The organism is Rhizobium sp. WYCCWR 11152 (genome assembly GCF_013087615.1).
Lineage (GTDB): Bacteria > Pseudomonadota > Alphaproteobacteria > Rhizobiales > Rhizobiaceae > Rhizobium > Rhizobium indicum.
Map to the genome: position 1 here is coordinate 589,630 of NZ_JABFCP010000009.1, position 22,205 is coordinate 611,834.

26 protein-coding genes are annotated in these 22,205 nt (G+C 62.3%); 13 read left to right on the plus strand and 13 right to left on the minus strand.

Features of this window, described 5'->3' with window-relative positions; all coding sequences use genetic code 11:
* Positions 1-77: 77 nt before the first annotated feature.
* The gene (locus G9X67_RS18135) at positions 78-1,478 is read right to left on the minus strand and encodes an MFS transporter (protein WP_171599364.1); all 1,401 of its coding nucleotides are present in this window, start codon (positions 1,476-1,478) and stop codon (positions 78-80) included.
* Between the two features lie 123 nt (positions 1,479-1,601).
* Between G9X67_RS18135 and G9X67_RS18140 the strand changes: the two genes are divergently transcribed.
* A complete protein-coding gene (locus tag G9X67_RS18140) occupies positions 1,602-2,564 on the plus strand; it encodes a LysR family transcriptional regulator (protein ID WP_138328495.1) in 963 nt (320 codons plus the stop codon).
* 7 nt (positions 2,565-2,571) lie between these two features.
* On the opposite strand, the gene G9X67_RS18145 is transcribed toward G9X67_RS18140, so the two are convergent.
* The 6 genes from G9X67_RS18145 to G9X67_RS35050 form a co-directional block, all read right to left on the minus strand.
* Positions 2,572-2,952: a VOC family protein gene (locus G9X67_RS18145; RefSeq protein WP_171599365.1), complete on the minus strand. Its 381-nt coding sequence runs from the start codon at positions 2,950-2,952 to the stop codon at positions 2,572-2,574.
* Between the two features lie 185 nt (positions 2,953-3,137).
* Positions 3,138-3,980, minus strand: coding sequence for a transglutaminase family protein (locus tag G9X67_RS18150; protein ID WP_138328494.1), 843 nt, complete (start codon positions 3,978-3,980; stop codon positions 3,138-3,140).
* A gap of 27 nt (positions 3,981-4,007) precedes the next feature.
* The gene (locus G9X67_RS18155) at positions 4,008-4,283 is read right to left on the minus strand and encodes a DUF1488 domain-containing protein (protein WP_017959660.1); all 276 of its coding nucleotides are present in this window, start codon (positions 4,281-4,283) and stop codon (positions 4,008-4,010) included.
* Positions 4,274-4,597 (minus strand): hypothetical protein, encoded by a 324-nt coding sequence (locus G9X67_RS18160; protein ID WP_171599366.1) that lies wholly within the window; start codon positions 4,595-4,597, stop codon positions 4,274-4,276. Before G9X67_RS18160 ends, G9X67_RS18155 begins: the two co-directional genes overlap by 10 nt.
* On the minus strand, positions 4,594-4,929 hold the full coding sequence (locus G9X67_RS18165) for a hypothetical protein (protein WP_138328491.1): 336 nt from the start codon (positions 4,927-4,929) through the stop codon (positions 4,594-4,596). The genes G9X67_RS18160 and G9X67_RS18165 overlap by 4 nt, the downstream gene beginning before the upstream one ends.
* Positions 4,926-5,189, minus strand: coding sequence for a hypothetical protein (locus tag G9X67_RS35050; RefSeq protein ID WP_138328490.1), 264 nt, complete (start codon positions 5,187-5,189; stop codon positions 4,926-4,928). The genes G9X67_RS18165 and G9X67_RS35050 overlap by 4 nt, the downstream gene beginning before the upstream one ends.
* Positions 5,190-5,699: 510 nt before the next feature.
* Between G9X67_RS35050 and G9X67_RS18175 the strand changes: the two genes are divergently transcribed.
* From G9X67_RS18175 to G9X67_RS18190, 4 genes are all read left to right on the plus strand, one after another.
* Positions 5,700-6,017, plus strand: a complete 318-nt coding sequence (locus tag G9X67_RS18175; RefSeq protein ID WP_138387716.1) for a co-chaperone GroES — start codon at positions 5,700-5,702, stop codon at positions 6,015-6,017.
* A 49-nt stretch (positions 6,018-6,066) separates the two neighbouring features.
* Positions 6,067-7,701 (plus strand): chaperonin GroEL, encoded by a 1,635-nt coding sequence (gene groL / locus G9X67_RS18180; RefSeq protein WP_138328488.1) that lies wholly within the window; start codon positions 6,067-6,069, stop codon positions 7,699-7,701.
* Positions 7,702-7,766: 65 nt separating this feature from the next.
* A complete protein-coding gene (locus G9X67_RS18185) occupies positions 7,767-8,159 on the plus strand; it encodes a hypothetical protein (protein ID WP_171599367.1) in 393 nt (130 codons plus the stop codon).
* A 67-nt stretch (positions 8,160-8,226) separates the two neighbouring features.
* Positions 8,227-8,394 carry a hypothetical protein gene (locus G9X67_RS18190; protein ID WP_017959667.1) on the plus strand — a complete coding sequence of 56 codons (168 nt, stop codon included), beginning with the start codon at positions 8,227-8,229 and terminating at the stop codon, positions 8,392-8,394.
* Between the two features lie 27 nt (positions 8,395-8,421).
* On the opposite strand, the gene G9X67_RS18195 is transcribed toward G9X67_RS18190, so the two are convergent.
* From G9X67_RS18195 to G9X67_RS18205, 3 genes are read right to left on the minus strand one after another with little or no spacing between them, the layout of a single operon-like run.
* Complete coding sequence (locus G9X67_RS18195; protein ID WP_171599368.1) at positions 8,422-9,588, minus strand: Gfo/Idh/MocA family oxidoreductase; 1,167 nt, start codon at positions 9,586-9,588, stop codon at positions 8,422-8,424.
* A gap of 7 nt (positions 9,589-9,595) precedes the next feature.
* Positions 9,596-10,519: a TIM barrel protein gene (locus tag G9X67_RS18200; RefSeq protein WP_171599369.1), complete on the minus strand. Its 924-nt coding sequence runs from the start codon at positions 10,517-10,519 to the stop codon at positions 9,596-9,598.
* A 42-nt stretch (positions 10,520-10,561) separates the two neighbouring features.
* Positions 10,562-11,476, minus strand: a complete 915-nt coding sequence (locus tag G9X67_RS18205) for a sugar phosphate isomerase/epimerase (protein WP_171599370.1) — start codon at positions 11,474-11,476, stop codon at positions 10,562-10,564.
* A 208-nt stretch (positions 11,477-11,684) separates the two neighbouring features.
* On the opposite strand from G9X67_RS18205, the gene G9X67_RS18210 reads away from it, so the two are divergent.
* A complete protein-coding gene (locus G9X67_RS18210) occupies positions 11,685-12,686 on the plus strand; it encodes a LacI family DNA-binding transcriptional regulator (RefSeq protein WP_171599371.1) in 1,002 nt (333 codons plus the stop codon).
* Between the two features lie 69 nt (positions 12,687-12,755).
* On the opposite strand, the gene G9X67_RS18215 is transcribed toward G9X67_RS18210, so the two are convergent.
* Together G9X67_RS18215 and G9X67_RS18220 are read right to left on the minus strand one after the other, a co-directional pair.
* Positions 12,756-13,661, minus strand: a complete 906-nt coding sequence (locus tag G9X67_RS18215) for a S1C family serine protease (RefSeq protein WP_171599372.1) — start codon at positions 13,659-13,661, stop codon at positions 12,756-12,758.
* A gap of 156 nt (positions 13,662-13,817) precedes the next feature.
* Positions 13,818-14,762 (minus strand): AraC family transcriptional regulator, encoded by a 945-nt coding sequence (locus G9X67_RS18220; RefSeq protein ID WP_138328482.1) that lies wholly within the window; start codon positions 14,760-14,762, stop codon positions 13,818-13,820.
* A 123-nt stretch (positions 14,763-14,885) separates the two neighbouring features.
* On the opposite strand from G9X67_RS18220, the gene G9X67_RS18225 reads away from it, so the two are divergent.
* The 3 genes from G9X67_RS18225 to G9X67_RS18235 all read left to right on the plus strand — a co-directional run bounded on the left by G9X67_RS18225 (position 14,886) and on the right by G9X67_RS18235 (position 18,306).
* A complete protein-coding gene (locus tag G9X67_RS18225; protein ID WP_171599373.1) occupies positions 14,886-15,845 on the plus strand; it encodes an SDR family NAD(P)-dependent oxidoreductase in 960 nt (319 codons plus the stop codon).
* A gap of 367 nt (positions 15,846-16,212) precedes the next feature.
* The gene (locus G9X67_RS18230; protein ID WP_171599374.1) at positions 16,213-17,616 is read left to right on the plus strand and encodes a PLP-dependent aminotransferase family protein; all 1,404 of its coding nucleotides are present in this window, start codon (positions 16,213-16,215) and stop codon (positions 17,614-17,616) included.
* Between the two features lie 321 nt (positions 17,617-17,937).
* Complete coding sequence (locus G9X67_RS18235; protein ID WP_033180699.1) at positions 17,938-18,306, plus strand: DUF983 domain-containing protein; 369 nt, start codon at positions 17,938-17,940, stop codon at positions 18,304-18,306.
* A gap of 33 nt (positions 18,307-18,339) precedes the next feature.
* Here the strand turns inward: G9X67_RS18235 and G9X67_RS18240 are convergent, their stop codons facing one another.
* Positions 18,340-19,233 (minus strand): LysR family transcriptional regulator, encoded by an 894-nt coding sequence (locus G9X67_RS18240; RefSeq protein WP_138328479.1) that lies wholly within the window; start codon positions 19,231-19,233, stop codon positions 18,340-18,342.
* 143 nt (positions 19,234-19,376) lie between these two features.
* Between G9X67_RS18240 and G9X67_RS18245 the strand changes: the two genes are divergently transcribed.
* The 4 genes from G9X67_RS18245 (at position 19,377) to G9X67_RS18260 (ending at position 22,105) form a co-directional block, all read left to right on the plus strand.
* Entirely contained in the window at positions 19,377-19,988 is a 612-nt protein-coding gene (locus G9X67_RS18245; protein WP_171599375.1) for a glutathione S-transferase family protein, read from the plus strand.
* Positions 19,989-20,050: 62 nt separating this feature from the next.
* Entirely contained in the window at positions 20,051-20,983 is a 933-nt protein-coding gene (locus G9X67_RS18250) for a pyridoxamine 5'-phosphate oxidase family protein (RefSeq protein ID WP_138328477.1), read from the plus strand.
* Positions 20,984-21,062: 79 nt separating this feature from the next.
* Positions 21,063-21,524: a nuclear transport factor 2 family protein gene (locus G9X67_RS18255; protein WP_138328476.1), complete on the plus strand. Its 462-nt coding sequence runs from the start codon at positions 21,063-21,065 to the stop codon at positions 21,522-21,524.
* A 20-nt stretch (positions 21,525-21,544) separates the two neighbouring features.
* Complete coding sequence (locus G9X67_RS18260) at positions 21,545-22,105, plus strand: TetR/AcrR family transcriptional regulator (RefSeq protein ID WP_138328475.1); 561 nt, start codon at positions 21,545-21,547, stop codon at positions 22,103-22,105.
* Positions 22,106-22,205 lie beyond the last annotated feature (100 nt).

A 22,205-nucleotide genomic window follows, 5' to 3' on the forward strand; every position in this document is an offset into this window, starting at 1 on the left:
AACGCAACGGGATTCTTTGCAGCTGTCGCTCCGGTTCATGAGCAGCCCGCACCTGTCAGGGTGCGGGCCGATAACGGTCATTCCGCCGCCTGATAGCTGGGTCTCCGGGCGGCCGACGTCCGCGGACCGGCGGCTGCAAGCAGGGTAATCGCCACCGCAAGCAGCGCCACGAAAGCGATGCCGGCGACATAGGGGTTCCAGCCGAAATGCGGTGCGGCGCCGAAGACTGCCGAGGCCGCCGCAAGCACGATGCCGCCGCCGATCTGGAAGGAGGCGAAGAGCAGTCCGGAGGCGAGCCCCGACTTGTCGTCCTCCACGTCGGAAAGGGCCGCGACCTGTACCGAGGGGTAGGTCATGGCGTAGCCGAGGCCGAGCGGGATCTGCGAGAACAGCACGAGCAGGATCGGGTCGACATGTCCGAGTGCGGTCACCCAGAAGATATAGCTGAACGCCTGCAGGCCGACACCCGCCGCCATCAGCCCGGTGGCGCCGCGATTTTGCGCGAGCGTCGCAAAACGTGGCGCCAGGAACATCACGAAGACGCCGCCAAGCGCAAAGCAGAAGCCGGTGGTGAAGGCCGACCAGCCGAGGACGTTCTGATAATAGAGCGTCGCCAGGAACTGGAAGCCGACATAGGCGCCCTGGAAGAGGGCGGCAATGGCATTGGCATGCCGGAGCTTGGCCCGGCGGAACATGCCGAGCGGCACCATTGGATCGGCATGGCGCGCTTCGACCACGAGGAAGAGCAGGATCAGCGCCAGCGACGCGACGAGCGAACCCCAGGTCGCAAAAGCCTGCCAGCCGGCGGCCGCGGCATTGGTGATGCCGAAGACGAAGAGCAGCAGCCCGGGGGTGATTGTTAGCGCGCCGGCCCAGTCGAAGGCCGGCCGCGGTCCTGTCCTTTTCGGGTCGGCGGGCAGCACCAGTGGCGCAACAAAAAGCGTCAGGATGGCGACGGGCGCGCCCATGACCAGTGTCGCCCTCCAGCTGATAATCGTCGCAGCACCACCGAGCACCATGCCGAGCACAAAGCCGGCGGCGCCGGTGGAGGAGAAGACCCCGAGCGCCCTTGCCCGTGCCGTTCCCTCGCCGAAGACGGAGAGCAGCAGCGCAAGCGCCGCAGGCGCGGTGAAGGCGGCGGCAATGCCCTTGACCAATCGGGCGGCGATCAGCGTCGGGCCGCTGTTGACGAAGCCGCCGGCGATGCTGGCGGCGGCAAAGATCGCCAGCGACCAGAGGAAGACGCGGCGATGGCCGAAGACATCGGCGACCCGGCCGCCGAGCAGCAGGAAGCCGCCATAACCGAGCACATAGGCGCTGACGGCCCATTGCAGCGATGTCGCCTCCATGCCGAGTTCGGCCTGGATGGCAGGTAAGGCAACGCCGATGGTGGAGACGTCCATGGCGTCGAGGAAATTGGCGGCGCAGAGCAGCAGCAATGCCAGCCCCGCTCCGCTTGGCGATTTGGAAAGAGTCATCGAAATCGTTCCTTTTTTGCTGCCGCCTCATCGGGGGAGGTTGCCGGGCGGCAGGGAACGAGAAAATGTACAGCTTCCATTCCTATTGCAAATTGATAGTAGCCATGCCAGGTATTACTGACGATGATGAATGATGTCACCCTTCGCAAGATCGACCTCAATCTCCTGCTGGCCTTTTCGGTGCTGATGCAGGAGCGCAATGTCAGTCGCGCCGCCGAGCGGCTGCTGCTCGGCCAACCGGGTCTGTCGGCTGCCTTGCGGCGCCTGCGCGAGGCGCTGGACGATGAACTATTCGTACGTGTCGGCCGCGGCCTGCAGCCGACGCCGCGCGCCCTGTCCATCGCCCCGGCGATCGAGGATGCGCTGTCGGGCATCGAGCGCGCCATCCGCCCGCAGGCCGAGTTCGATCCGGCAAGCTGGCAGGGCGAGTTCCGCATCGGCATGTGCGACAATCTGGAATCGGCCTTCTTCGGCCCGCTTGCCGCCCGTCTTCTCCAGCTTTCACCCGGCGCCCGGCTGATCGGTATCGCTTCCGAAAAGCGCGATGCCGCACGCCGGCTGGATGAAGGCGTCTTCGATTTCAGCGTTGCGATGCACGACGAGCCCGCCTCCTGGCACATTCGCGCGCCGCTGTTCGACCAAGTCTCGATCTGCATCTACGATGAAGCTCAGCTCGGGCTGAAGGCGCCGTTGAGCCTCAAGGATTTCGCCAATGTCGCGCATGTCACCGTCTCGTTCGAAGGCAACACCTCGACCGGTATCGATATGGCGCTGAACCGCACCGGCGATGTGAGACAGGTGGTGGCGACCGTCCCGCGCTTTTCCGCTCTGCCGATGGTGCTGAAGGCGATGCCCGCCATTGCCACCGTGCCGGAATCGATCGGTCGCTGCATGGCGCAGTTACATGGGCTGATGCTTTGCGAGCCGCCGCTTTCGCTGCCGGCCGATCCCGTGACGATGCTTTATCGCCGAGTCGACCAGACGGACGGCCGGGCGCGCTGGTTCCGTCGCCTGTTCATCGATGTAGCCAATAGAGCGCTCGAAGCCTCCGGCTGCTGCGTATCCATTCCGAGAGCCGCTGCCTGACGGTCCGTTATAGCTCGCCTTTGTGAAAATACGCTTCGAGGCGGTAGCCGTCCGGGTCGATGATGAAGGCGGCGTAATAGAAGCGCCCATAATCCGGCCGCACACCCGGTTCACCATTATCCGTGCCGCCGGATGCGACGGCCGCCGCGTGAAAGGCATCGACCGCCGCCTCATCAGGCGCGACGAAGCAGAAATGCAGCCCCGATCGCATGTCGGCAACAACAGGCTGTTCGACCTGCATCACCCAGAGCCCGACCGTGTCCGGGCCGTAGCCGATCGTGGTGTCGAAATTGGACAGGCGCTCATATCCGAGCGGCGCCAGCGCCGCATCGTAGAAACGGCGGGCTCTTTCCAGGTCTTTTACGCCGATGGAAATATGATCGAACATGGACTGCGAAACTCCTTATCTTCCGCTAATGACTGCTCACACCCAAGATGGCACGACGCCGACATCTTTCAACCGCCGTTCTAAAGCACGTCGCGCCAAAGTGTGTGGGAGAGGCAATCCTGCGACAGCTGGCGCCTGCGGCAAAGCCTGAGGCCGGACATTGCCGCATCCGTCCAGTTCTCGTTCTAAACAGCGCCTTCGGCGACGCTTTGCATCTGCTCCAGGTTCGTCACCTCATAGGTCCAGACTCGAAACGCCTTCAGCACATGCGGTCCGAAGGAATTGATGAGCGGTATGTCGGCGGCGTCGCGCCCGCGTGCGACGATGATACGACCGATCCGCGGCGTGTTGTTGCGCGGATCGAATGCATGCCATGCACCGTCGAGGAAGACCTCGATCCAGGCGCTGAAGTCCATCGGATCGACGACGGGAATACCGATGTCGCCGAGATGGCCATTGATATATCGGGCAGGAATGTTGAGGCACCGGCACAACGCCACCGCGAGATGCGCAAAGTCGCGACAAACGCCGACACGTTCGTGAAACGCCTCGAAGGCTGTCCGCGTCGATCGCGCCTGCAGATAGTCGAATTGGATATGGCCGTGAACGAAGTCGCAGATCGCCTGAACGCGGCCCCAGCCGGGTGAGACGGTGCCGAACATATCCCAAGCAATTTGACTGAGACGATCCGTCTCGCAATAGCGGCTGCCCATCAGGTAGACGAGGCAATCATCCGGCAACTCCGAAACCGGGAGTTCCCTGGCGCCTGGCAGCGACCTGTCCGGTTCGCCGTCGTCTTCGATCGTCGCATCGCCCCATATGGTCAGGTCGCCCGCCGGGGCAACCAGCCGAAGACACCGGTTACCGAAGAGGTCGCGATAAGTCGAAGTTGGAACATCAGGGGTGGTGAAGACCGTTTCCGGAATTCTGATGTCGGCCGCACGATCATCATGAACCGACAACAGGCATACCAATGCGGTCGGCTGCGGGCAGGTCAGCGTGATTTCATAGCCGTAACGGATCAACATGGAGCGTTCCCGCGCGTCCGGATCCGCTTAGCGGAAATCCGCCGCAGTTAGAGTATAGAAGGCGCGGCGGCGGTAGGAATAGGCTTTGTGTGCCACGTCCTGAATGGAGTTGCGCAGGGCGTCGAACGCCGAAAGCCACCTCGTTTCCGAGGGTTCGGTTCTTTGCAATGTCATGTCGGATTTCGCCAGCGCGCCAACCTCGATGAAGAACAACACCTGGAACATGCCGTCATGGCCGACGAAGCGCACAGCATTTCTCGCCGCATCGAAGCTGCGGCTTTGGTTCAGAAAGGCTAGCGCCATGGTTGAACCGGCGGGGTCTCACTCCGGGCGGCGTCCGACAGCCTCAGCCATTCCTTCCGGTATCCTATGTTGAGAAGATTGAAGGACATCATGTCTTTCCCGGCCTGCGAACGGCTCTTGCCGATCACGGCATGGTCGGCATGCACTGGAACGTTTGCTGAGACACGATAGACGGTCGACGAACGGGCGGATTCGATCCGGCGGTCGTGTTCGATCTCCATGGAGTAGCGGCCGGAAGCGCCACATTTGTTTTCCGATGTGCCGACGGCAAAGGCATTCCGTCTTCGTTCGGCTTCGTCTTCATGGCTGTTCACGATGTCAACCTTTCGTCATTCGGGCCGTGGCCATGGCCAAACGTCCTCTCGATCAGTGTTGCGCCGCTGCCGGCGGGCGATAGGTTTACCAGTTCCAGACTGTCTTCCGTCGCGACGCGCTCATGACGTTCATCGTCGCTGCGGATGCGGTATTGCAGCACATTTCCTCTCGGAGGCAGCGTGGCGGTAATGCGGTATGTGTCGGGGAGCTTCGAGGGAACGACCAGGAACCCGTCCTTCACTCGGACAGTCTGCCCCACTTTGAAGATATGCGTTGCTGCTTCGCGCCGGATCGAGCGTCCATTGCGTTGCGGGATGCGCGTAGCGGTCATGACGGTTTGTGGTCCTTTTCGAGCGCGGTTTCGAGAGCTGACAGGGGGATAGGCATCATCTGCTGCGTCGAACTCTGCGTGGCGATCGCCGGCAGGTGGATGAAGGCGCCGACCCGTCGCCAGGCAAGCCTGGAAACGCTATCGATCAATTCCTCGTCATAATCGACGCGGTATTCTCCGGCTGGCTGCGCCCCGTCGAAACCGGGCAGGCGGAACGGGGATGAAAAGCGGACGACGGTTTGTGTGGTGCGACTGGTCACGGCTGAGGCCTCTGCAGGAAGACACCGATGCGTTTCCTGTATCGTTGAGATCCGAACCGGACGAACTCGATGCTGCCGGTACATCCGCGGTCAGCGCCAAGCTCATTCCGGATCGGAATAGGCGAAATCAACGCCGGAACGACGTCATAGATTGCTATCGAATATTCAGTGGTGATGGCGGGTCGTAGGTCTCTGACACCGCGAAGCCAAGTCGGCCAAATCGACGAGACCTATCATTGCGCCTCGATTGAGTTTAAATCAAGATAATTCGGATTTATCTATGAAAAACGCTAAATTAACTCAACGACACGTTAAATAAAATTGAGCGCGATGGCGTGAAAATTCTATTCATTTCCTGATTATTACAAAATATCCGCTCAAATTGATTTCCTGAATTTTTAAAGAAATTCCCCGCGTGAACAATATTTCTTGGCACTCCTATCAATCGAGTGCCACGAGTGCTATTTATGAATTGCAGCCGCCCTACGCGCCGGCAGCAGAAAGACCTCTATGAAATTCCGTTCACTTCACGACCGCGTCGTCATTCGACGTGCGGAAGGCGATGTCAAATCCAAGGGCGGGATCATCATTCCAGACACCGCCAAGGAGAAGCCGCAGCAAGGCGAAGTGGTCGCAGTCGGCCCGGGCCTGCGCGACAAAGGCGGTAATCTCGTCCCGCTCGATGTCGAGGTCGGCGATCTCATTCTGTTTGGAAAATGGTCGGGGAGCGAGGTCACGATCGATGGCGAAACCCTTTTGATCATGAAGGAGACCGACATCATGGGCATCGTCGAAAAGACCGAAGCGGCCGCCGGCAAAGCCGCCTGAGGGTCGAATTTGTGACCCGCAACTCAAGACCGAACTGGGAAGAAATATCATGTCTGCCAAGGAAATCAGGTTCTCCACCGACGCGCGCGACCGCCTGCTGCGCGGCGTCGAATTGCTCAACAATGCCGTCAAGGTGACGCTTGGCCCGAAGGGTCGCAACGTCGTCATCGACAAGGCCTATGGCGCACCGCGCATTACCAAGGACGGCGTCAGCGTCGCCAAGGAGATCGAGCTCGAAGACAAGTTCGAAAACATGGGCGCGCAAATGGTGCGCGAGGTGGCTTCGAAGACCAATGACCTTGCCGGCGACGGCACGACGACGGCAACGGTGCTCGCCGCCTCCATCTTCCGCGAAGGCGCAAAGCTCGTCGCTGCCGGCATGAACCCGATGGATCTGAGGCGCGGCATCGATCTCGCCGTTATCGCCGTCGTCAAGGAAATCAAGGCGAGGGCGATGAAGGTCAAGTCATCAGGCGAGATCGCGCAGGTCGGCACCATTGCCGCCAATGGCGACGCCGCCATCGGCGAGATGATCGCCAGTGCGATGGACAAGGTCGGCAATGAGGGCGTCATAACAGTCGAAGAGGCGCGAACCGCCGAGACCGAACTCGATGTCGTCGAGGGCATGCAGTTCGATCGTGGCTATCTCTCGCCCTATTTCGTCACCAATGCCGAGAAGATGCGCGTGGAACTGGAGGAACCCTATATCCTCGTTCACGAGAAGAAACTCGGCAGCCTGCAGGCGATGCTGCCGATCCTGGAAGCCGTCGTACAGACCGGCAAACCGCTGCTCCTCATCTCGGAGGACGTCGAAGGCGAGGCGCTGGCGACGCTTGTCGTCAACAAGCTGCGCGGCGGCCTGAAGGTCGCAGCCGTCAAGGCACCGGGCTTCGGCGATCGCCGCAAGGCGATGCTCGAAGACATTGCCGTGCTGACCGCCGGCCAGATGATTTCCGAGGATCTCGGCATCAAGCTCGAGAACGTCACGCTCGATATGCTCGGCCACGCCAAGCGCGTGCTGATCGACAAGGAAAGCACCACGATCATCGACGGCTCCGGCGACAAAGCGGCCATCCAGGCGCGCATCCAGCAGATCAAGGCGCAGATCGAGGACACCACCTCCGACTACGACAAGGAAAAACTGCAGGAACGCCTGGCGAAACTCGCCGGCGGCGTCGCGGTCATCCGCGTCGGTGGCGCGACCGAGACGGAGGTCAAGGAAAAGAAGGACCGCATCGACGATGCGCTGAATGCCACCCGTGCGGCGGTCGAGGAGGGCATCGTGCCCGGCGGCGGCGTGGCACTGTTGCGCGCCAAGTCGGCGCTCATGGGCCTGACCGGGGAGAACGCCGACGTGACGGCGGGCATCTCGATCGTGCTGAGGGCGCTCGAAGCCCCGATCCGGCAGATCGCCGACAATGCCGGGTTCGAAGGCTCCATCGTCGTCGGCAAACTCGCCGACAGCAATGATCACAATCAGGGCTTCGACGCACAGACGGAGACCTATGTCGATATGATCGAGGCCGGCATCGTCGATCCTGCCAAGGTCGTGCGCACCGCTCTGCAGGACGCTGGTTCGATCGCGGCGCTGCTGATCACCGCCGAGGTGATGATCGCCGACATTCCCGCGAAAGATTCTGCGCCTGCTGCCGGAAATGGCGGCATGGGCGCTATGGGATACTGAGGCCAGCTTGACCGTTCCGGCGTCGCCGGACGGCACAACCCGAATAACAGACAGGGAGAATTCCAATGTCCGTACAGAGCAGCAGCAAGACATCGATCACCCAGCGTTTCGACAGTTACCAGCCGTCCAAGACGCTTCTCGCCTGGGCCTGCGTCGTCACGGCGATCGCCACGATGATCATCGGCTTCAGCTGGGGAGGTTGGGTCACAGGCGGCACATCAAGCAAAGCGGCAGCCGCCGCCAGCGAAACCGCACGCGGAGAACTGGCGTCGGCCATCTGCGTCGAGCGATTCAAGGCGGCGCCGGATGCGAGCGCTAAACTGACCGAGTTCAAGGCGATTACCGAAGGCTACAAGCAGCGTCAGTTCGTTGAAGCCGGCGGTTGGGCGACCATGCCCGGCCAGACTTCAGCCGATAGCCGAAGTGTCCAAGGCTGCGCCACTGCGCTTGCCGTCTGACACCGTTTTTCCAGAGCGCTCCGATGTATGTGCGGAGCGCGCCCACTGTTAAAGTAGGAAATGACCCATGATCCGTTTCGTGAAAAAGAACGACCCGCAGCCAGCCGCAGAAGACGCCGGCGAAAGCGTCAAGAAAATCCGCGAGGCAGCCGCCGAGGGGCCCAAGAAAGCCGCCAACGACAGCACGCGTCGCCGCGCGCCGCAGGCGGCGGAAGATGACGACCCGCTTATCTGAGCACAGCGCCGCACCGCAGTTCACGACCTAGCGGTAGTCCAGCCAGATCCCGCCGGCGTCGGCGGACCGTACGCAGTTTTCGACCCAGCGCACGCCTTCCAGTCCGGCATCGACATCGGGAAAGACGAGCTCTTCGATCCCCGCAGGGGCGAGGCCGCGCTCTCTGTTGATGGCAAAGCCGAAGCGGCGATAGAGGTTCGCCCAGGCTTCGAAGAGACCTTCCGGGTGGCCGCCGCCGATCCGGTCGTCGATCCTGGCCTCGGGATAGAGATAGTCCATCCCACGCTCGAGAATACGGGCCGGTTCGCCCTGGATCTCGTAGGAGAGCTGGTTCGGCCGCTCGTCCCACCATTCGATACTGGCCTTCGAGCCGACGATGCGGATCTTCTGGCCGTGCATGGAGCCGGCATTGACGGCGCTCGACCAGATGGTGGCGATTGCGCCATTATCATATTCCATCAGGGTCACCGCATTGTCTTCGAGCGGCGCGCGGCTTTTGACGAAGCTCTGGCGGGTGCAGAGGAGACGCCTGATCTTTAGGTGCGGCAGGATGACCTTGGCGATATAAAGCGGGTGGGTCCCGACGTCGCCAAGGACATAGCTGGGACCTGCGAATTTCGCATCGACGCGCCAGCGCGTCGAGGGGTTTTGCTCCTCCACCGCAGCACTATGGAAACCATGGGCGAATTGCAGGTTGACGATGCGGATCTCGCCGAGATCGCCATTCCTGACCATGGCGCGCGCCTGTTCGATCATTTGATGGCCGGCGTAACCATAAGTCACGCCGACGATCCGGCCGCGCGCCTCGGAAAGCGCCTTCAGCTCTTCGGCTTCGGCGATCGTGAAGCAGAGCGGCTTTTCGCAGATCACATGCAGATCATGTTCGAGTGCTGCCTTGCAGATCGCGAAATGGGTGTTGTTGGGTGTTGCGATCGACACGGCCTCGATGCCGTCAGCCCGCCTGGCCTCAGTCGCAAACATCGCCGCATAGTCCCGGTAGCTCCTGGCTTCGTCGAGCCCGAGATCGACGCCGAAGGCGCGGCCGCGTTCCGGATCGATATCGAAGGCGCCCGCCGCAAGGGCAAAAACGTCGTCGCGATGCGCCGCCGAGCGATGGATATAACCGATCTGGCTGCCTTTGCCGCCGCCGACCATGCCCCAACGGATCGGCTTTCGCCTGTCATTCGTCATCATCTTTTCCCTAAAAACCAACCGACCTGAGGTAATCGCGGCTTTGCTTCACATCTTCGAGGCTGCCGGCGACATTCCTCGGATCACGCTCCTGCTCGACGGTGATGAAGCCGTGATAGCCGATCTCCTCGAGCGTTCGCTTGACGGCGGGGTAGTCGATGACGCCGCGGCCGATCGGGCACATGACGCCCTGTCCGCAGGCCTCGAAGAAGCGGATCTTCTCGCCAAGCACACGGTCGAAGACGGCCTGGTCGATGTCCTTGAAGTGGACGTAGTCGAGCCTGTCGGCATAGCGGCGAAGCATCTCGACGGGATCCATGCCGGCATAGTAGCTATGGCCGGTGTCGAGGCAGAAGCCGGCGACCTCCTGCGGAATGTCACCTGCCACCCGCTCGATCTCATCAGCAAATTCGATATAGCCACCCGCATGCGGGTGGATGACGGCGCGCACGCCGTATTTGCGCTGAGCGAGTTCGGCGATCGCCGTGATATTGGCGATCATCCCGGCCCAAGCCTTGTCGTCGAGACGCGGCGCACGATCGGAATGGCCGGCGGCATAGTCCCGTTCGTCGTGCCCCCAGTCCATGACCGTGAGATAGGGGGTCCTGAACCGCTGGCCTGCCAGCTGTTCCGGCTGCGGCAGCCTGGTGATGACGGCGCAGATTTCCTCCGTCTGCCGCAGCAACGTCTCGCGATTTTCAGGAGAGACGAGATCGTCGAAGATCGTGCCGGCGACGATGAAGAGATTGCGCTCGGTGAGCGCCTTTGTAACGAGCGCATCATCGAGCGGCACGTAACCATAAGGCCCGAGTTCGAGGCCGCCGTAGCCGGCCGCTGCCGCCTCGTCGAAGACGCGCTGCCAGGCGGGAAGGTTTGGATTGTTGACGTCGTCCACGCCCCAGCAGCAGGGGGCTGTCGTAATCGTGATGGTCACGGTTTTATTCCTGATATTGGGTGCCGGGGCGGATGTTGACGATCAGCCAAGTTTCCCGGGCCAGTATTTGTCGACATATTTCTGGATTTCAGAGCGCATGAAGCGGCCTGAATCGTCGGCGCGCTCCTCCCAGCCGAAGACGCAGGCGGTAATGATGCCGTCGAACCCGACCGCGGCGAGCGAGGAGAAGAAGACACCCCAATTGATCTCGCCCTGGTACATATCCATGTGCTGATGGATGGTGACCTTCGCGCCCGGCGGATTGATGATGTAGCGCAGCCCGGATGAGGCCTTGTGATTATAGGTATCGGCCACATGCACATGGGCGATCAGCGGGCCGGCATCGCGGATCATCCGCGCCATATCGTCGCCGAAATAGAAGGTATGCGGCGCGCAGTAGAGGAATTTGACGTTCTTCGAGCCGATGGTCTTCAGCATGTCGATCGCCGGATGCAGCGTTTCGCACCAGTCTTCCGGATGCGGTTCCATGTTGAGCGTGACGCCCTCGCGCTCGAACACCGGAACGAGCTCTTCTATCGAGCGCCACCAGGCAGCCTCGCTGTGTTCGTGGGTATGTATGCCGCCGCAGCAGCTGGCGCGGTGGCTGCGATCCGGCGACGGCCCGCGGCCGAATTCCGAGTTCATCGTATCGCAGCCCATTTCGGCGGCGATCGCGATTGCTTCCTTCCAGTAGCGCACCGCGGCCTGCCGCTCGTCCTCATGCGGGCTCGCCCAACGATACATCGGCAGGATCGAGGCGAGCTGGACGCCGTGATCCTTCAGGGCCGCCTTGAATTCCGCGATGCGTTCCTTGTGTGCCCGCGGGCGCACCCACCAGGGCAGAAAATCGTCGCGCGGTGAAAGCTCGATATGCTCATAACCGAGCTCCGCTGCCTTGCGGCAGAGGTCGCGCAGGTTGAGGTGACGGTGCATATGCGGGTCGAGTGCGATCTTCATCTGGCTCCTCCGTCATCCCCCGGCCGCTTCGCGCCGGCGGACGATCCTTGATCTCGGTTGTTTCGGACGTCCGGTGCTCCTCCCGGATTGCTGGCACGATACTGCCGCGGCGCCCCCATGCTCCAATGCTTCCTTGATCAAATTTGATCATTGACCTCACAGCGTGCCGATGCTCTGCTGTGTCAGCTTTGAGAGTGAGTGAGCCCTGATGAAGGTGACTTTGAAGGATGTCGCAAGCCAAGCCGGCGTTGGCACCGCGACCGTCGAGCGCGTCCTTAACGGCCGCGGCGGCGTGCGGCCGGAGACGGTGGAGAAGGTCCTCCTGGCGGCAAGACGGCTTGAATACCGGAAGAGCCTGCCGGTCGCCCATCGCGGCCTGATCCGGATAGAGGTGATCCTCGTTCGCCCGGAGACCAGCTTCTATTCGCGTCTGAACCGGGCGTTCGAGCGCATCGCTGCTTCGCTCGGCGACAGCATCACCGTTCACCGCACCTTCGTCCGCGAGAACGAGCCAGCGCAATTTGCCCGTTACATCACCAATCCGACGGCACGCCGGTCGGCGCTGATCGTGGTTGCGCCCGACCATGCCGATGTCGTCACCAGCGTGCGGAAAGCGGCCGGTCTCGGCATTCCCGTCGTTCAGATCATGACCCGTCCGGCCCCCGAACTGCCCTATGTCGGCATCGACAACTATGCTGCCGGACGCACCGCGGCTCACTACATGTCGGGCATGCTGGCGCAGCGCCCCGGTTCGTTCGTCGCTCTCTGCCACAGCGGCGCCTATGAGAACCATAAGGAGCGGATCCGCGGCTTCTCCAGCTATCTCTCGGAGAAGGGTTCAAACGACCATCGTTTCATCGAGGTCATGTTCGACCTCGATGACGAACACAATGCCATGGAACTGCTGCACGCGGCCCTCCGGCGCGAGCCCGGCATCATCGGGGTCTATAGTGCAGGCGGCGACAACAAGGGTGTTGCCAGGGTGCTCGAGGCAAACAAGGCCAGGCGGCCGTTCTGGGTCGGCCACGAATTGACGGGAGAGACGCAGGACTATCTCCGCCGCGGCATCATGTCGATTGTGCTCGACCAGGCGCCGGAGGTGCAGGCGAGGCGATCGATAGACCTTGCCCTGAACAGGCTGGGTCTCATCGAGGTGGAGGTCAGCGCCGAGCCGGTGCGCTTCCTGACGATCACACCGGAAAATCTGTGAGGCGGGATAAGGATGCCTGGACAATCCGCTCGAATGAGCGCCAGCCGCCTTCACGACGCCGGCGCGACCTTACTGCAGCTGCGGTTTCTTAAGAAAGCTGTTGCGGTCGGCGGATTTGATGCGCAGCCAGGCTTCCCGGCCGTTCCTGAGGATCCGCATGGGGATTTCGGCGCCGGCCGGGCCGCTGCTCCAGATCTTGCGGTAGAAATCGGCCAGGCCATCGACCTCTTCGTCGCGGATCTCCGAAATGATGTCGCCCTGACGCAGGCCCGCCTGGGCGGCTGGACCGCCTTCGGCCACGCTCATGACCACCACGCCGCCATTGCTCTCGGCGGAGAACGCGCCGAGCCAGGGCCGCGGCGGCTTGTTGACCTGGCCGCGGTTCAAGAGATCGTCAAGGATCGGCGGCAAAAGGTCGATCGGCACGACCATGTTGATATCGGCAACCTCGTCGCCATCGCTCATCTGCAGGCGAAGCGAACCGATGCCGAGAAGCTTGCCATCCGAACCGATCAGCGCCGCACCGCCCCATGAGGGATGGGCAGGTGCCGTAAAAATCGCCTCGTCGAGCAGATATTCCCAATAGCCGGCAAACTCCTGCCGGGCGACGATATTTGCCTCGACGAATTCTCCGATGCCATCGGCCAGCACGACGGGATCGCCCGCCTTGGCTGTCGCCGCGTCGCCGAGATCCACCGCAGGCGCATTCAGGGCCCCAAGCGCCTGGACCAGGCCGAAGCCGCTTTCCTGATCATAGGCAAGCGGGTGCGCGGGAACCACACGCCCGTCATGGGTCGTCAGCCAGACCTCTTCGGCCTCGGTGATGAGATAACCGATGGTCAGCACCAGCCCGTTGTCGCGAATGACCACGCCGCTGCCTTCCCGGACAGTGCCCAGCGTCTCCGCTGTGAAGGCATCTTCCGGAATGGAGGAACGGACGGCCACGACTGACCGCAAAATCGGATCGATATTCATGCTTTCATCCCGATGGGTGCCGGCGCGAAAGGCCGAAAGCCGGCGCATTCTTCCTTGAATAGGTAAGAGAATGGACGGCGGGTGCAAGACCGTATCGGAGGGAATTTCGGCAGGCCAACGCGCGACCGCCCTCCGATGCCTGCACCAATCAAGGTTTCACTGAGCCCCGAGCCTATCTCGCATGGCACCGGCGGGCGGCTGAGCGCGACCATATTGCCGCGGCGAGCATCCCATCACTCTCTTGAAAGCGGTGCTGAATGCGCTTTCGGATTCATAACCGAGCGACAGGGCGACACCGGCAATTGCTTCGGCCGAGTTTGTCAATCGGTCACCTGCGAGAAGCATGCGCCAGCGCGTCAGATAATCCATCGGCGCAAGCCCGACCTTTTCCTTGAAGTGGAGAGCAAAACTGGACCGGGACATCGAGGCCCGTTCAGCCAGCGACTGCAAGGTCCACTTGCGGGCTGGATCGGCATGCAGGGCACCGATAGCCGCGCCGATCCGCCGGTCGGTAAGCGCGAAAAGCCAGCCGACGCCGCGCGCATTCGGCGATGCGATATGGAGGCGCAACACCTGCATGAGCATGACGTGAGCAAAATGCTCCGCCATCAGAAAGCCGCCCGGCTGCTGGTCGCGCAATTCGCGCGTCATCCGATCGAGGCACCAGCGCAGCACGGTGGCGTGATCGGAATCCCTCTTCACATGGACGATCGGTGGGAGGATTCCGAGAAGGATGTCCGAATTTCCTCCCGAAAAGGAAAAACGGCTGCCGATCAGGAAGAAATCGCCGCCGCCATTGCAAGTCGCAATGCCGTCGCGGGCGATCGAATAGATCGCATCGGACGGGATCGCTTCGAGCGCCGGATCGCTGGCGAGACGAAAGGCTCGGCGGCGCGTCAGCAGAAAGCAGTCGCTTTCCTCCAGGCGGACAGCTTCGGCAACGCCATCGACGCTCAGCCAGCACGCGCCTGAAATCACCGCGTTGAACTTGATGCCATCCGGGGGCGGAAAATCGATCGCCCAAGCGCCGCCAGCGTCAAGCCCCGCGGAAACATAGCTGCGCGGTTTGAGCAATGCGAGAACATCGGATAACGGGTCCATGTAAAAATCCGGACGATGGCGAAGAGATGTCGGACTTTAGCGCATGGATCGTCTAGAGACCACGCCTTATTCTCGCGACGTCATCCCGAGCGACGGCAACGTCGCAGAACAAAGGTAATTATCATGAATGACAAACAAGTCCCCATCGGCTCCGGATTTGGAGCCCACACGACGGCCGGCGAGGTTCTGGCCGGTCTCGATCTTTCCGGCAAGCGCGCCATCGTCACCGGCGGCCATTCCGGCCTCGGGCTCGAGACCACGCGCGCTCTGGCGGGCGCCGGCGCGAAGGTGACCATCGGCGCAAGGAGCATCGAGGCGGCGCGTAGCGCGGTCGCCGGTATCGATGGCGTAGAAATTGATCGGCTCGACCTTTCCGACCTCGAAAGCGTTCGCGCCTTTGCCGAGCGGTTCGTCGCGTCTGGCCGCAGCATCGACATCCTGATCAACAGCGCCGGCATCATGGCGTGCCCGGAAACGCGTGTCGGCGACGGATGGGAGGCACAGTTCGCGACCAATCATCTCGGCCATTTCGCCTTGGTCAACCGCCTTTGGCCGACGATCTCGCCCGGCGCTCGCATCGTTTCGGTTTCCTCCGGTGGCCATCACAACTCGGCCATACGATGGAAGGATGTGCAATTCGAGACCGGTTACGACAAATGGCGGGCCTACGTTCAGTCGAAGACCGCCAACGCACTTTTCGCCGTGCATCTGGACAGGCTCGGGCGCGACACCGGCATCCGCGCCTTCTCGCTGCACCCGGGCAAGATCCTTACCCCCTTGCAGCGCCATCTCGCAAAGGAGGAAATGGTCAGTGCCGGCTGGATCGATGCGGACGGCAATCCGATTGATCCGACATTCAAGACGCCATCCCAGGGGGCCGCCACGCAGGTTTGGGCGGCGACCTCGCCGCAACTCGACGGTATGGGAGGCCTCTATTGTGAGGACTGCGATATCGCCATCCGCGCAACGGCTGGAGAACCGGGCGGCGTCAGCGACCATGCAGCCGATCCCGAGGAGGCGGCACGCCTGTGGATCTTGTCGGCAAGGCTGACCGGCATTGACGCTTTCGCGGCGTACGCCTGAAGCCATAGCGCGCGGCAAACCCTCATCAAGGCGCGCTGAAGACGCTGCCGATTGTCTTGCCGTCCTCGCGCCTCACCCGGGCCTTCCCGGGTGAAAGCCCGATCGGCAAGCCGAGCGGATCGTCAGCACGTCATTGGCGCACACGCTGTCGAAATCGGCCTGCGACAGCGCGGTCGCCGTGCCAGATTGTATTTGCGCAGATAGCAGTCAAATCCGGCGACAATCCGTCATTAAAACGTATCAAGGCGTACGCCATTCCGTCCTGCGTCGTTCGCCGGACTTGGCGCGCGACATTTTTCGTGACAGCGGCATTGTGCAACAATATACGGTCAATCTCATCAGGAATCAGACCGACACGGATCACGACATGAAAGACTGGCATCCCGATCTCAGCCGCAGCAGCAGCCCACGTTATATGGCGATCGCCGATGTGATCGAAATGGATCTGCGCAGCGGGCATCTGGTGGTTGGGGACCGGCTGCCGCCGCAACGCGAACTCGCCAAGCGGCTGAACGTCGATTTCACGACGGTGGCGAGAGGTTATGTCGAGGCGCAGAAGCGCGGGCTTGTGGATTCGCATGTCGGCCGAGGCACCTTCGTTACCGGTGGCGCGGACAAGGAGCGCCAGGGATTCGCGCCCGACGCTGCGCCCGATCCCCGCCGCGCCTCGATCGTCGATTTCTCGATGAACATGCCGCCGGAAACGGGCGACCCCGAGCTGATCGCCCGCATGCGCGAGGGCATGTCGGCGGTGACGGCGAACCTCATTCCGCTCCTGCGCTACCAGGGTTTCGGCGGCTCCAGCATGGACAAGGAGGCTGCCGCCTCCTGGCTCAGCCGTCGCGGGCTGGTGCCCTCGCAGGAGCGCATCTTCGTCACACCCGGCGCCCATCCGGCCCTGCTGGCGATCTTCGGCTTGCTGGCAAAACCGGGCGAAACCGTGCTTTCGGAAATCATCACCTATCCCGGCATGCGCTCGATCGCCGCCCAGCTGCGGCTCAATCTGGCCGGTCTGCCGATGGACGAGGACGGTATCCTGCCGGACGCCTTTGCCGAGGCCTGCGAAAGATTGAAGCCGAAGGCGCTCTATCTCAATCCGACGCTGCAGAACCCGACGACGCTGACCATCCCGGCCAGGCGCCGCGAGGAGATCTGCGCCGTTGCCCGCAAATATCATGTGCCGATCGTCGAGGACGATGCCTATGGCTTCATTCCGCAGCACGGCCCGGCGCCGCTCGCCGCAACAGCGCCGGATCTCACCTGGCATATCGGCGGACTGGCGAAATGCATCGGCGCGGGTCTGCGCCTTGCCTATGTCGTGGCGCCGGACAGCAAGGCCGTGTGGCCTTTCGTCAGCGCCATGCGCGCCAACAATGTCATGGCCTCGCCACTGACCGTGGCGCTCGCCACCCGCTGGGTCGAGGACGGCACTGCCGATACGATCCTGCGTTTCATTCGCGCCGAGGCCGCCGCCCGCCAGCAAATGGTAGCTGCCATCCTGCCGGCTGGCAGCTACCGCGCCGATCCGATCAGCTTCAACATCTGGCTGCCGCTCTCCAACGGCTGGACCCGCTCCACCTTCGGCAGCCATACCCGTTCTTCCGGCATCGGCGTCGTCGCAAGCGATGCCTTCACGGTCGAGGGCACGGCGCCCGAGGCCGTGCGCGTCTGCCTTGGCGGACCGATCACCCGGGAGAAACTGCAGAGCGCACTGGAATTCATGGCCCATGCGCTGGAAGGCCCGCCCGAAATGGCGGCGTCGTTCTTCTGACGCAGAACCCCGCCTCGAGCTGATCAGGCACGGACGAAATCCGGAAGCGGTCGGGAATCAGATCGGTCGCACCCTAAGCTGTTCGGGCATGGCGAAGCATATCCGTCACGCTCACGTTTGATCCGCCCAGGCTGCCAGGCCTGGCTGCGCCCCAAATGCTTTTTCAGAAATCTGCAGTCAGCTTGCCGCCAGCCTGCGCTGGGAGATCTGCGGCATTCTGACGAATTGACTGGTAATGTCTTTGAAATGTAATTATATTGCATGCATACATTAAAGGCATTGAATGCATCAATGTTCGCGGTACAGGAAAGCGAAATCGTCATGGACACGGAATATCCCCCACTTCCTCCGATACAGACCGGCATCAGGGGGCGCTGCCCGCGTTGCGGCCAGGGCCATATGTTCAAGGGCTTCCTGACGCTGCAGCCGGAATGCGAGGTCTGCGGTCTCGATTATTCCTTCGCCGATCCGGCTGACGGTCCGGCCTTCTTCGTCATCTGCTTCGCCTGCGTCCCGAGCGTACTGCTCGGCGTCTGGCTGGAGGTGGCCTTTTCGGCGCCGATCTGGGTACAGCTTCTGGTCACCGGTCCCTTCATGCTCGCCACCTGCATTCCGCCGCTGCGGCCGCTGAAGGGCTGGCTGGTCGCCAGCCAGTATTTCTACAAGGCGGAAGAGGGTAAGCTTGCCTAAAGCATGTCGCGCAATCGCGACGCGCTTTAGTGCCTATTTCAGCGTCGCGCGCAGGCGCGGCGTCGCGAAATCGAGCAGCGCCCGCAGTTTCAGCGGCACCAGTCCCTGCGCGGGATAGACGAGATGCACCGGGGCCGGCGGCGGTTCGAAATCTTGGAGCAGCGGCACCAGCAGGCCGGCCATCTCGGCGCCTGCGGCCTGGTAGGAGAGCACGCGGGTGATGCCGAGGCCGGCGACAGCCGCATCGACCGCGGCCTCGGCGGTGTTGACCGCAAGCCGTGAGCGGATCGGCACGGCGAGATCATGTTTCCCCTCGGTGAATGTCCAGCTCAGCATCGAGGCCATACCCTCGAAGCTGACGCAGTCATGCCGAGCGAGATCGCCTGGATGCCGGGGGTGGGCGTGCCGCGTCAGATAATCCGGGCTGGCATAGACCGTACGGCGGATCGCGCCGAGCCTTGTGGCGATCAGGTTGCTGTCCGGCAGGTTGCCGATCCTCAGCGCCACGTCGATATGATCCTCGACGAGGTTCGACAGCCGGTCGCCAAGCATCAGCCGCAGATTGATATCGGGATAGGCTTTCAGGAAATCCACCACCACAGGCAGGACATGCAGCCGCCCGAAGACGATCGGCGCGGTCATCGTCAACTCGCCCTTCGGGGCGCTGTATTCGCCGGCCGCCGTCCGCTCCGCCTCTTCCACCCGATCGAGAATTTCCCGCGCCGCCTCGACATAGGAGCGGCCGGCTTCCGTCAGCGTGATCTTCCGGTTGCTCCGCTGCAGCAGCTGGGCGTTGAGATGTGTTTCCAGTTCCGAAACCTTGCGGCTGACGGTTGCGAGCGGCGATCGAAGATGCCGTGAGGCGGCCGACAGGCTGCCCTGTTCGACAACGGCAAGAAGCACGGTCATGGCGTCGAGGCGGTCCATGTTATCCTTCCATGAATTGGTAAGATGCCTTCCAGATTAGCATTCTACTGCAGCCAGGTGGAAGGCAGTAAATTGCACCGCAGATGGTTCGAAGCGGCCATCGCCAACCGCATCCCGTCGATTAGAAGACCAGAGGAACCATCATGAAACTCTACCATCACCCGCTTTCCGGCCATGCGCACCGGGCTCACCTGTTCCTGTCGCTGCTTGGCGTGCCCTATGAACTGGTCGAGGTCGACCTGGCGGCTGGCGCTCACAAGGCGCCGGACTTTCTGAAGCTCAATCCCTTTGGCCAGGTGCCGGTGCTCGACGACAACGGCACGGTCATTGCCGATTCCTCCGCCATCCTCGTCTATCTCGCGCGCAAATACGGCCGCACCGACTGGCTGCCGGAAGAGGCGGTGGCCGCGGCGCGGATACAGAAATGGCTCTCGGTTGCATCAGGCGAGATCGCCTACGGACCCTGTGCCGCGCGCCTGGTCACCGTCTTCGGCGCCGATTTCCGCACCGACGAGGTGATCGCCCGGGCGCACCGCATTCTGGCGCTGATCGAGGCGGAGCTCCACGGCCGCAGCTTCCTGCTCGGCGACAATCCTGTGATCGCCGACATCGCGCTCTACAGCTACATCGCCAATGCGCCGGAAGGCAATGTCGATATCTCGGCCTATCCAAGCGTTCGTGCCTGGCTTGCGCGCATCGAGGCGCTGCCGGGTTTCGTCGATTTTCGCAAGACCAAGATCGGCCTTGCCGCGTGAGAAACCGCCAGGGCAGGGACGCTGCCCCGGTTCCCCCAAATGTTGCCCTGAAGGAGGCCGTGATGCTGGAACAGACAAGACAGGACGCCACATCGCCCTGGCATGCGGGCGAACTCGCCATGCAGCGCAGCGTCGGTGTCGCCGAACGCATGGACGGGCCGGGCCGGAATTTCGTCCGCAAGGCCATGCCGGAGCAGCATCGCGCCTTCTTTCCGATGCTGCCTTTCGTCGTGCTCGGCGCCGTCGATGCGAAGGGCGATGTCTGGGCAACGGTCAGGGCCGAGCGCCCTGGTTTTATGGCCTCGCCGGAGCCGGAGATTCTCGATGTGCGCCTGCCGCGCGACGCAGCCGATCCTGCCGATGCCGGCATGGAGGATGGCGACGCGATTGGAATGCTCGGCATCCAGCTCGAGACCCGGCGGCGCAACCGGCTGAACGGCGTGATCCACAGGACGGATGCTGGAGCTTTCCAGGTACGCGTCGGCCAGAGCTTCGGCAATTGCCCGCAATATATCCAGCTTCGCTCCTCCGCCTTCGTCCGCGATCCCGATGTGCCCACAGCGATGCTGCCGCTTCACTCCGCCCAGCTCGACGATCGGGCGCTAGGGATGATCGAGGGTGCGGATACCTTCTTTGTTGCCTCCTATGTCGACCGGGAGAATGGCGAGCGGCAGGTGGACGTGTCCCACCGCGGCGGCAATGCCGGCTTCGTGCGTGTCGGCGTCGACGGCGTGCTGACCGTTCCCGATTTTCCCGGCAATCGGTTCTTCAACACGCTGGGTAATTTCCTCGTCAACCCGAAGGCGGGGCTGGTCTTCATCGATTTCGAAACCGGCGACATGCTGCAGATGACGGGCAGGGTCGAGGTGCTGCTGGATTCGCCCGAGGTCGCCACCTTTCAACGGGCGGAAAGGCTGTGGCGTTTCACGCCCGAAGCGATCGTGCTTCGCCCGGATGCCCTGCCGCTTCGATGGAGCCAGCATCGCGACCTCTGAGGCGAAACGTCGCTTCGAGGCGGCTTGTTAATCAGTGTACCGATAGGTACAATGAAAACCATTCAGTATAGGAGAACCTATGTCCAGCCTCGTCCCGCCTTTCACCTTTGAGACCGCCACCCAGAAAGTCCGTCTTGCCGAGGACGGCTGGAACAGCCGTGATCCCGAGCGCGTCTCGCTCGTCTATACGCCGGACAGCCGCTGGCGGAACCGCGCCGAATTCATCACCGGCCGCGCCGAGATTGTCGCCTTCCTCGCCCGCAAATGGGCAAAGGAGCTGGATTACCGACTGATCAAGGAGATCTGGGCCTTCACCGATCATCGCATCGCCGTGCGCTTCGCCTATGAATGGCACGATGACAGCGGCAACTGGTTCCGCTCCTATGGCAACGAGAACTGGGAATTCGACGCCGCCGGCTTGATGCAGCGCCGCTTCGCCTGCATCAACGACCTGCCGATCCGGGAATCGGAGCGCAAGTACCATTGGCCGCTCGGCCGGCGGCCGGACGACCATCCCGGTCTGACCGAGCTCGGCCTCTAAACAAGCCAAGGAAGCCGCGGGTGAAGACCATCTACGAACGCGCCGACATCGTGCCGTTGCTCGCGGAAATCTTCCGCGAGCTCGGTTATGAGGGCACGTCGCTCAGCCGCATCACCGAACGCACCGGCATCGGCAAGGGCAGCCTTTACCACTTCTTCCCCGGCGGCAAGGAGGAGATGGCGGGCGCAGTGCTCGCCGACGTCGATGCCTGGTTCGAACATGCGATCTATCAGCCGTTGAGAGAGGGCGACGCCCATCAGGCGATCGCGGCGATGTGGACTGATGTGAACGATTATTTCCGCTCCGGGGGCCGCATCTGCCTCGTCGGTGCCTTCGCGGTTGACGAGACCCGGGAACGGTTTTCGGCAGCGATCGGCGACTATTTCGTCCGCTGGATCGACGCCTTGCGTTCGGCGCTGATGCGGGCAGGCTGCCCTGAGGGGGAGGCGCAAACGCTCGCCGAGGAGGGCGTCGCGGGTATTCAGGGCGCGCTGGTGCTGTCGCGTGCGCTCGACGACAGGATGGTTTTCACCCGATCATTGGACACGCTGGCGAAACGGCTAGATGCTGTGATGCGATGAGGGGGCTGTACTACGATGAGGGGCGGTCAACCGCTGGGACGTTTATTGCACCTTTGAAAAATTCACCCGGCCACGAGTGACTGGCCGGGGCATTGATCGG

What these genes read in the sequence shown, in the direction of transcription:
- G9X67_RS18135 (WP_171599364.1), bottom strand. Translation starts at nt 1,478, where the DNA reads ATGACTCTTTCCAAATCGCCAAGCGGAGCGGGGCTGGCATTGCTGCTG.
- G9X67_RS18140 (WP_138328495.1), top strand. Translation starts at nt 1,602, where the DNA reads ATGATGAATGATGTCACCCTTCGCAAGATCGACCTCAATCTCCTGCTG.
- G9X67_RS18145 (WP_171599365.1), bottom strand. Translation starts at nt 2,952, where the DNA reads ATGTTCGATCATATTTCCATCGGCGTAAAAGACCTGGAAAGAGCCCGC.
- G9X67_RS18150 (WP_138328494.1), bottom strand. Translation starts at nt 3,980, where the DNA reads ATGTTGATCCGTTACGGCTATGAAATCACGCTGACCTGCCCGCAGCCG.
- G9X67_RS18155 (WP_017959660.1), bottom strand. Translation starts at nt 4,283, where the DNA reads ATGGCGCTAGCCTTTCTGAACCAAAGCCGCAGCTTCGATGCGGCGAGA.
- G9X67_RS18165 (WP_138328491.1), bottom strand. Translation starts at nt 4,929, where the DNA reads ATGACCGCTACGCGCATCCCGCAACGCAATGGACGCTCGATCCGGCGC.
- G9X67_RS18175 (WP_138387716.1), top strand. Translation starts at nt 5,700, where the DNA reads ATGAAATTCCGTTCACTTCACGACCGCGTCGTCATTCGACGTGCGGAA.
- groL (WP_138328488.1), top strand. Translation starts at nt 6,067, where the DNA reads ATGTCTGCCAAGGAAATCAGGTTCTCCACCGACGCGCGCGACCGCCTG.
- G9X67_RS18185 (WP_171599367.1), top strand. Translation starts at nt 7,767, where the DNA reads ATGTCCGTACAGAGCAGCAGCAAGACATCGATCACCCAGCGTTTCGAC.
- G9X67_RS18190 (WP_017959667.1), top strand. Translation starts at nt 8,227, where the DNA reads ATGATCCGTTTCGTGAAAAAGAACGACCCGCAGCCAGCCGCAGAAGAC.
- G9X67_RS18195 (WP_171599368.1), bottom strand. Translation starts at nt 9,588, where the DNA reads ATGATGACGAATGACAGGCGAAAGCCGATCCGTTGGGGCATGGTCGGC.
- G9X67_RS18205 (WP_171599370.1), bottom strand. Translation starts at nt 11,476, where the DNA reads ATGAAGATCGCACTCGACCCGCATATGCACCGTCACCTCAACCTGCGC.
- G9X67_RS18210 (WP_171599371.1), top strand. Translation starts at nt 11,685, where the DNA reads ATGAAGGTGACTTTGAAGGATGTCGCAAGCCAAGCCGGCGTTGGCACC.
- G9X67_RS18215 (WP_171599372.1), bottom strand. Translation starts at nt 13,661, where the DNA reads ATGAATATCGATCCGATTTTGCGGTCAGTCGTGGCCGTCCGTTCCTCC.
- G9X67_RS18220 (WP_138328482.1), bottom strand. Translation starts at nt 14,762, where the DNA reads ATGGACCCGTTATCCGATGTTCTCGCATTGCTCAAACCGCGCAGCTAT.
- G9X67_RS18225 (WP_171599373.1), top strand. Translation starts at nt 14,886, where the DNA reads ATGAATGACAAACAAGTCCCCATCGGCTCCGGATTTGGAGCCCACACG.
- G9X67_RS18230 (WP_171599374.1), top strand. Translation starts at nt 16,213, where the DNA reads ATGAAAGACTGGCATCCCGATCTCAGCCGCAGCAGCAGCCCACGTTAT.
- G9X67_RS18235 (WP_033180699.1), top strand. Translation starts at nt 17,938, where the DNA reads ATGGACACGGAATATCCCCCACTTCCTCCGATACAGACCGGCATCAGG.
- G9X67_RS18240 (WP_138328479.1), bottom strand. Translation starts at nt 19,233, where the DNA reads ATGGACCGCCTCGACGCCATGACCGTGCTTCTTGCCGTTGTCGAACAG.
- G9X67_RS18245 (WP_171599375.1), top strand. Translation starts at nt 19,377, where the DNA reads ATGAAACTCTACCATCACCCGCTTTCCGGCCATGCGCACCGGGCTCAC.
- G9X67_RS18250 (WP_138328477.1), top strand. Translation starts at nt 20,051, where the DNA reads ATGCTGGAACAGACAAGACAGGACGCCACATCGCCCTGGCATGCGGGC.
- G9X67_RS18255 (WP_138328476.1), top strand. Translation starts at nt 21,063, where the DNA reads ATGTCCAGCCTCGTCCCGCCTTTCACCTTTGAGACCGCCACCCAGAAA.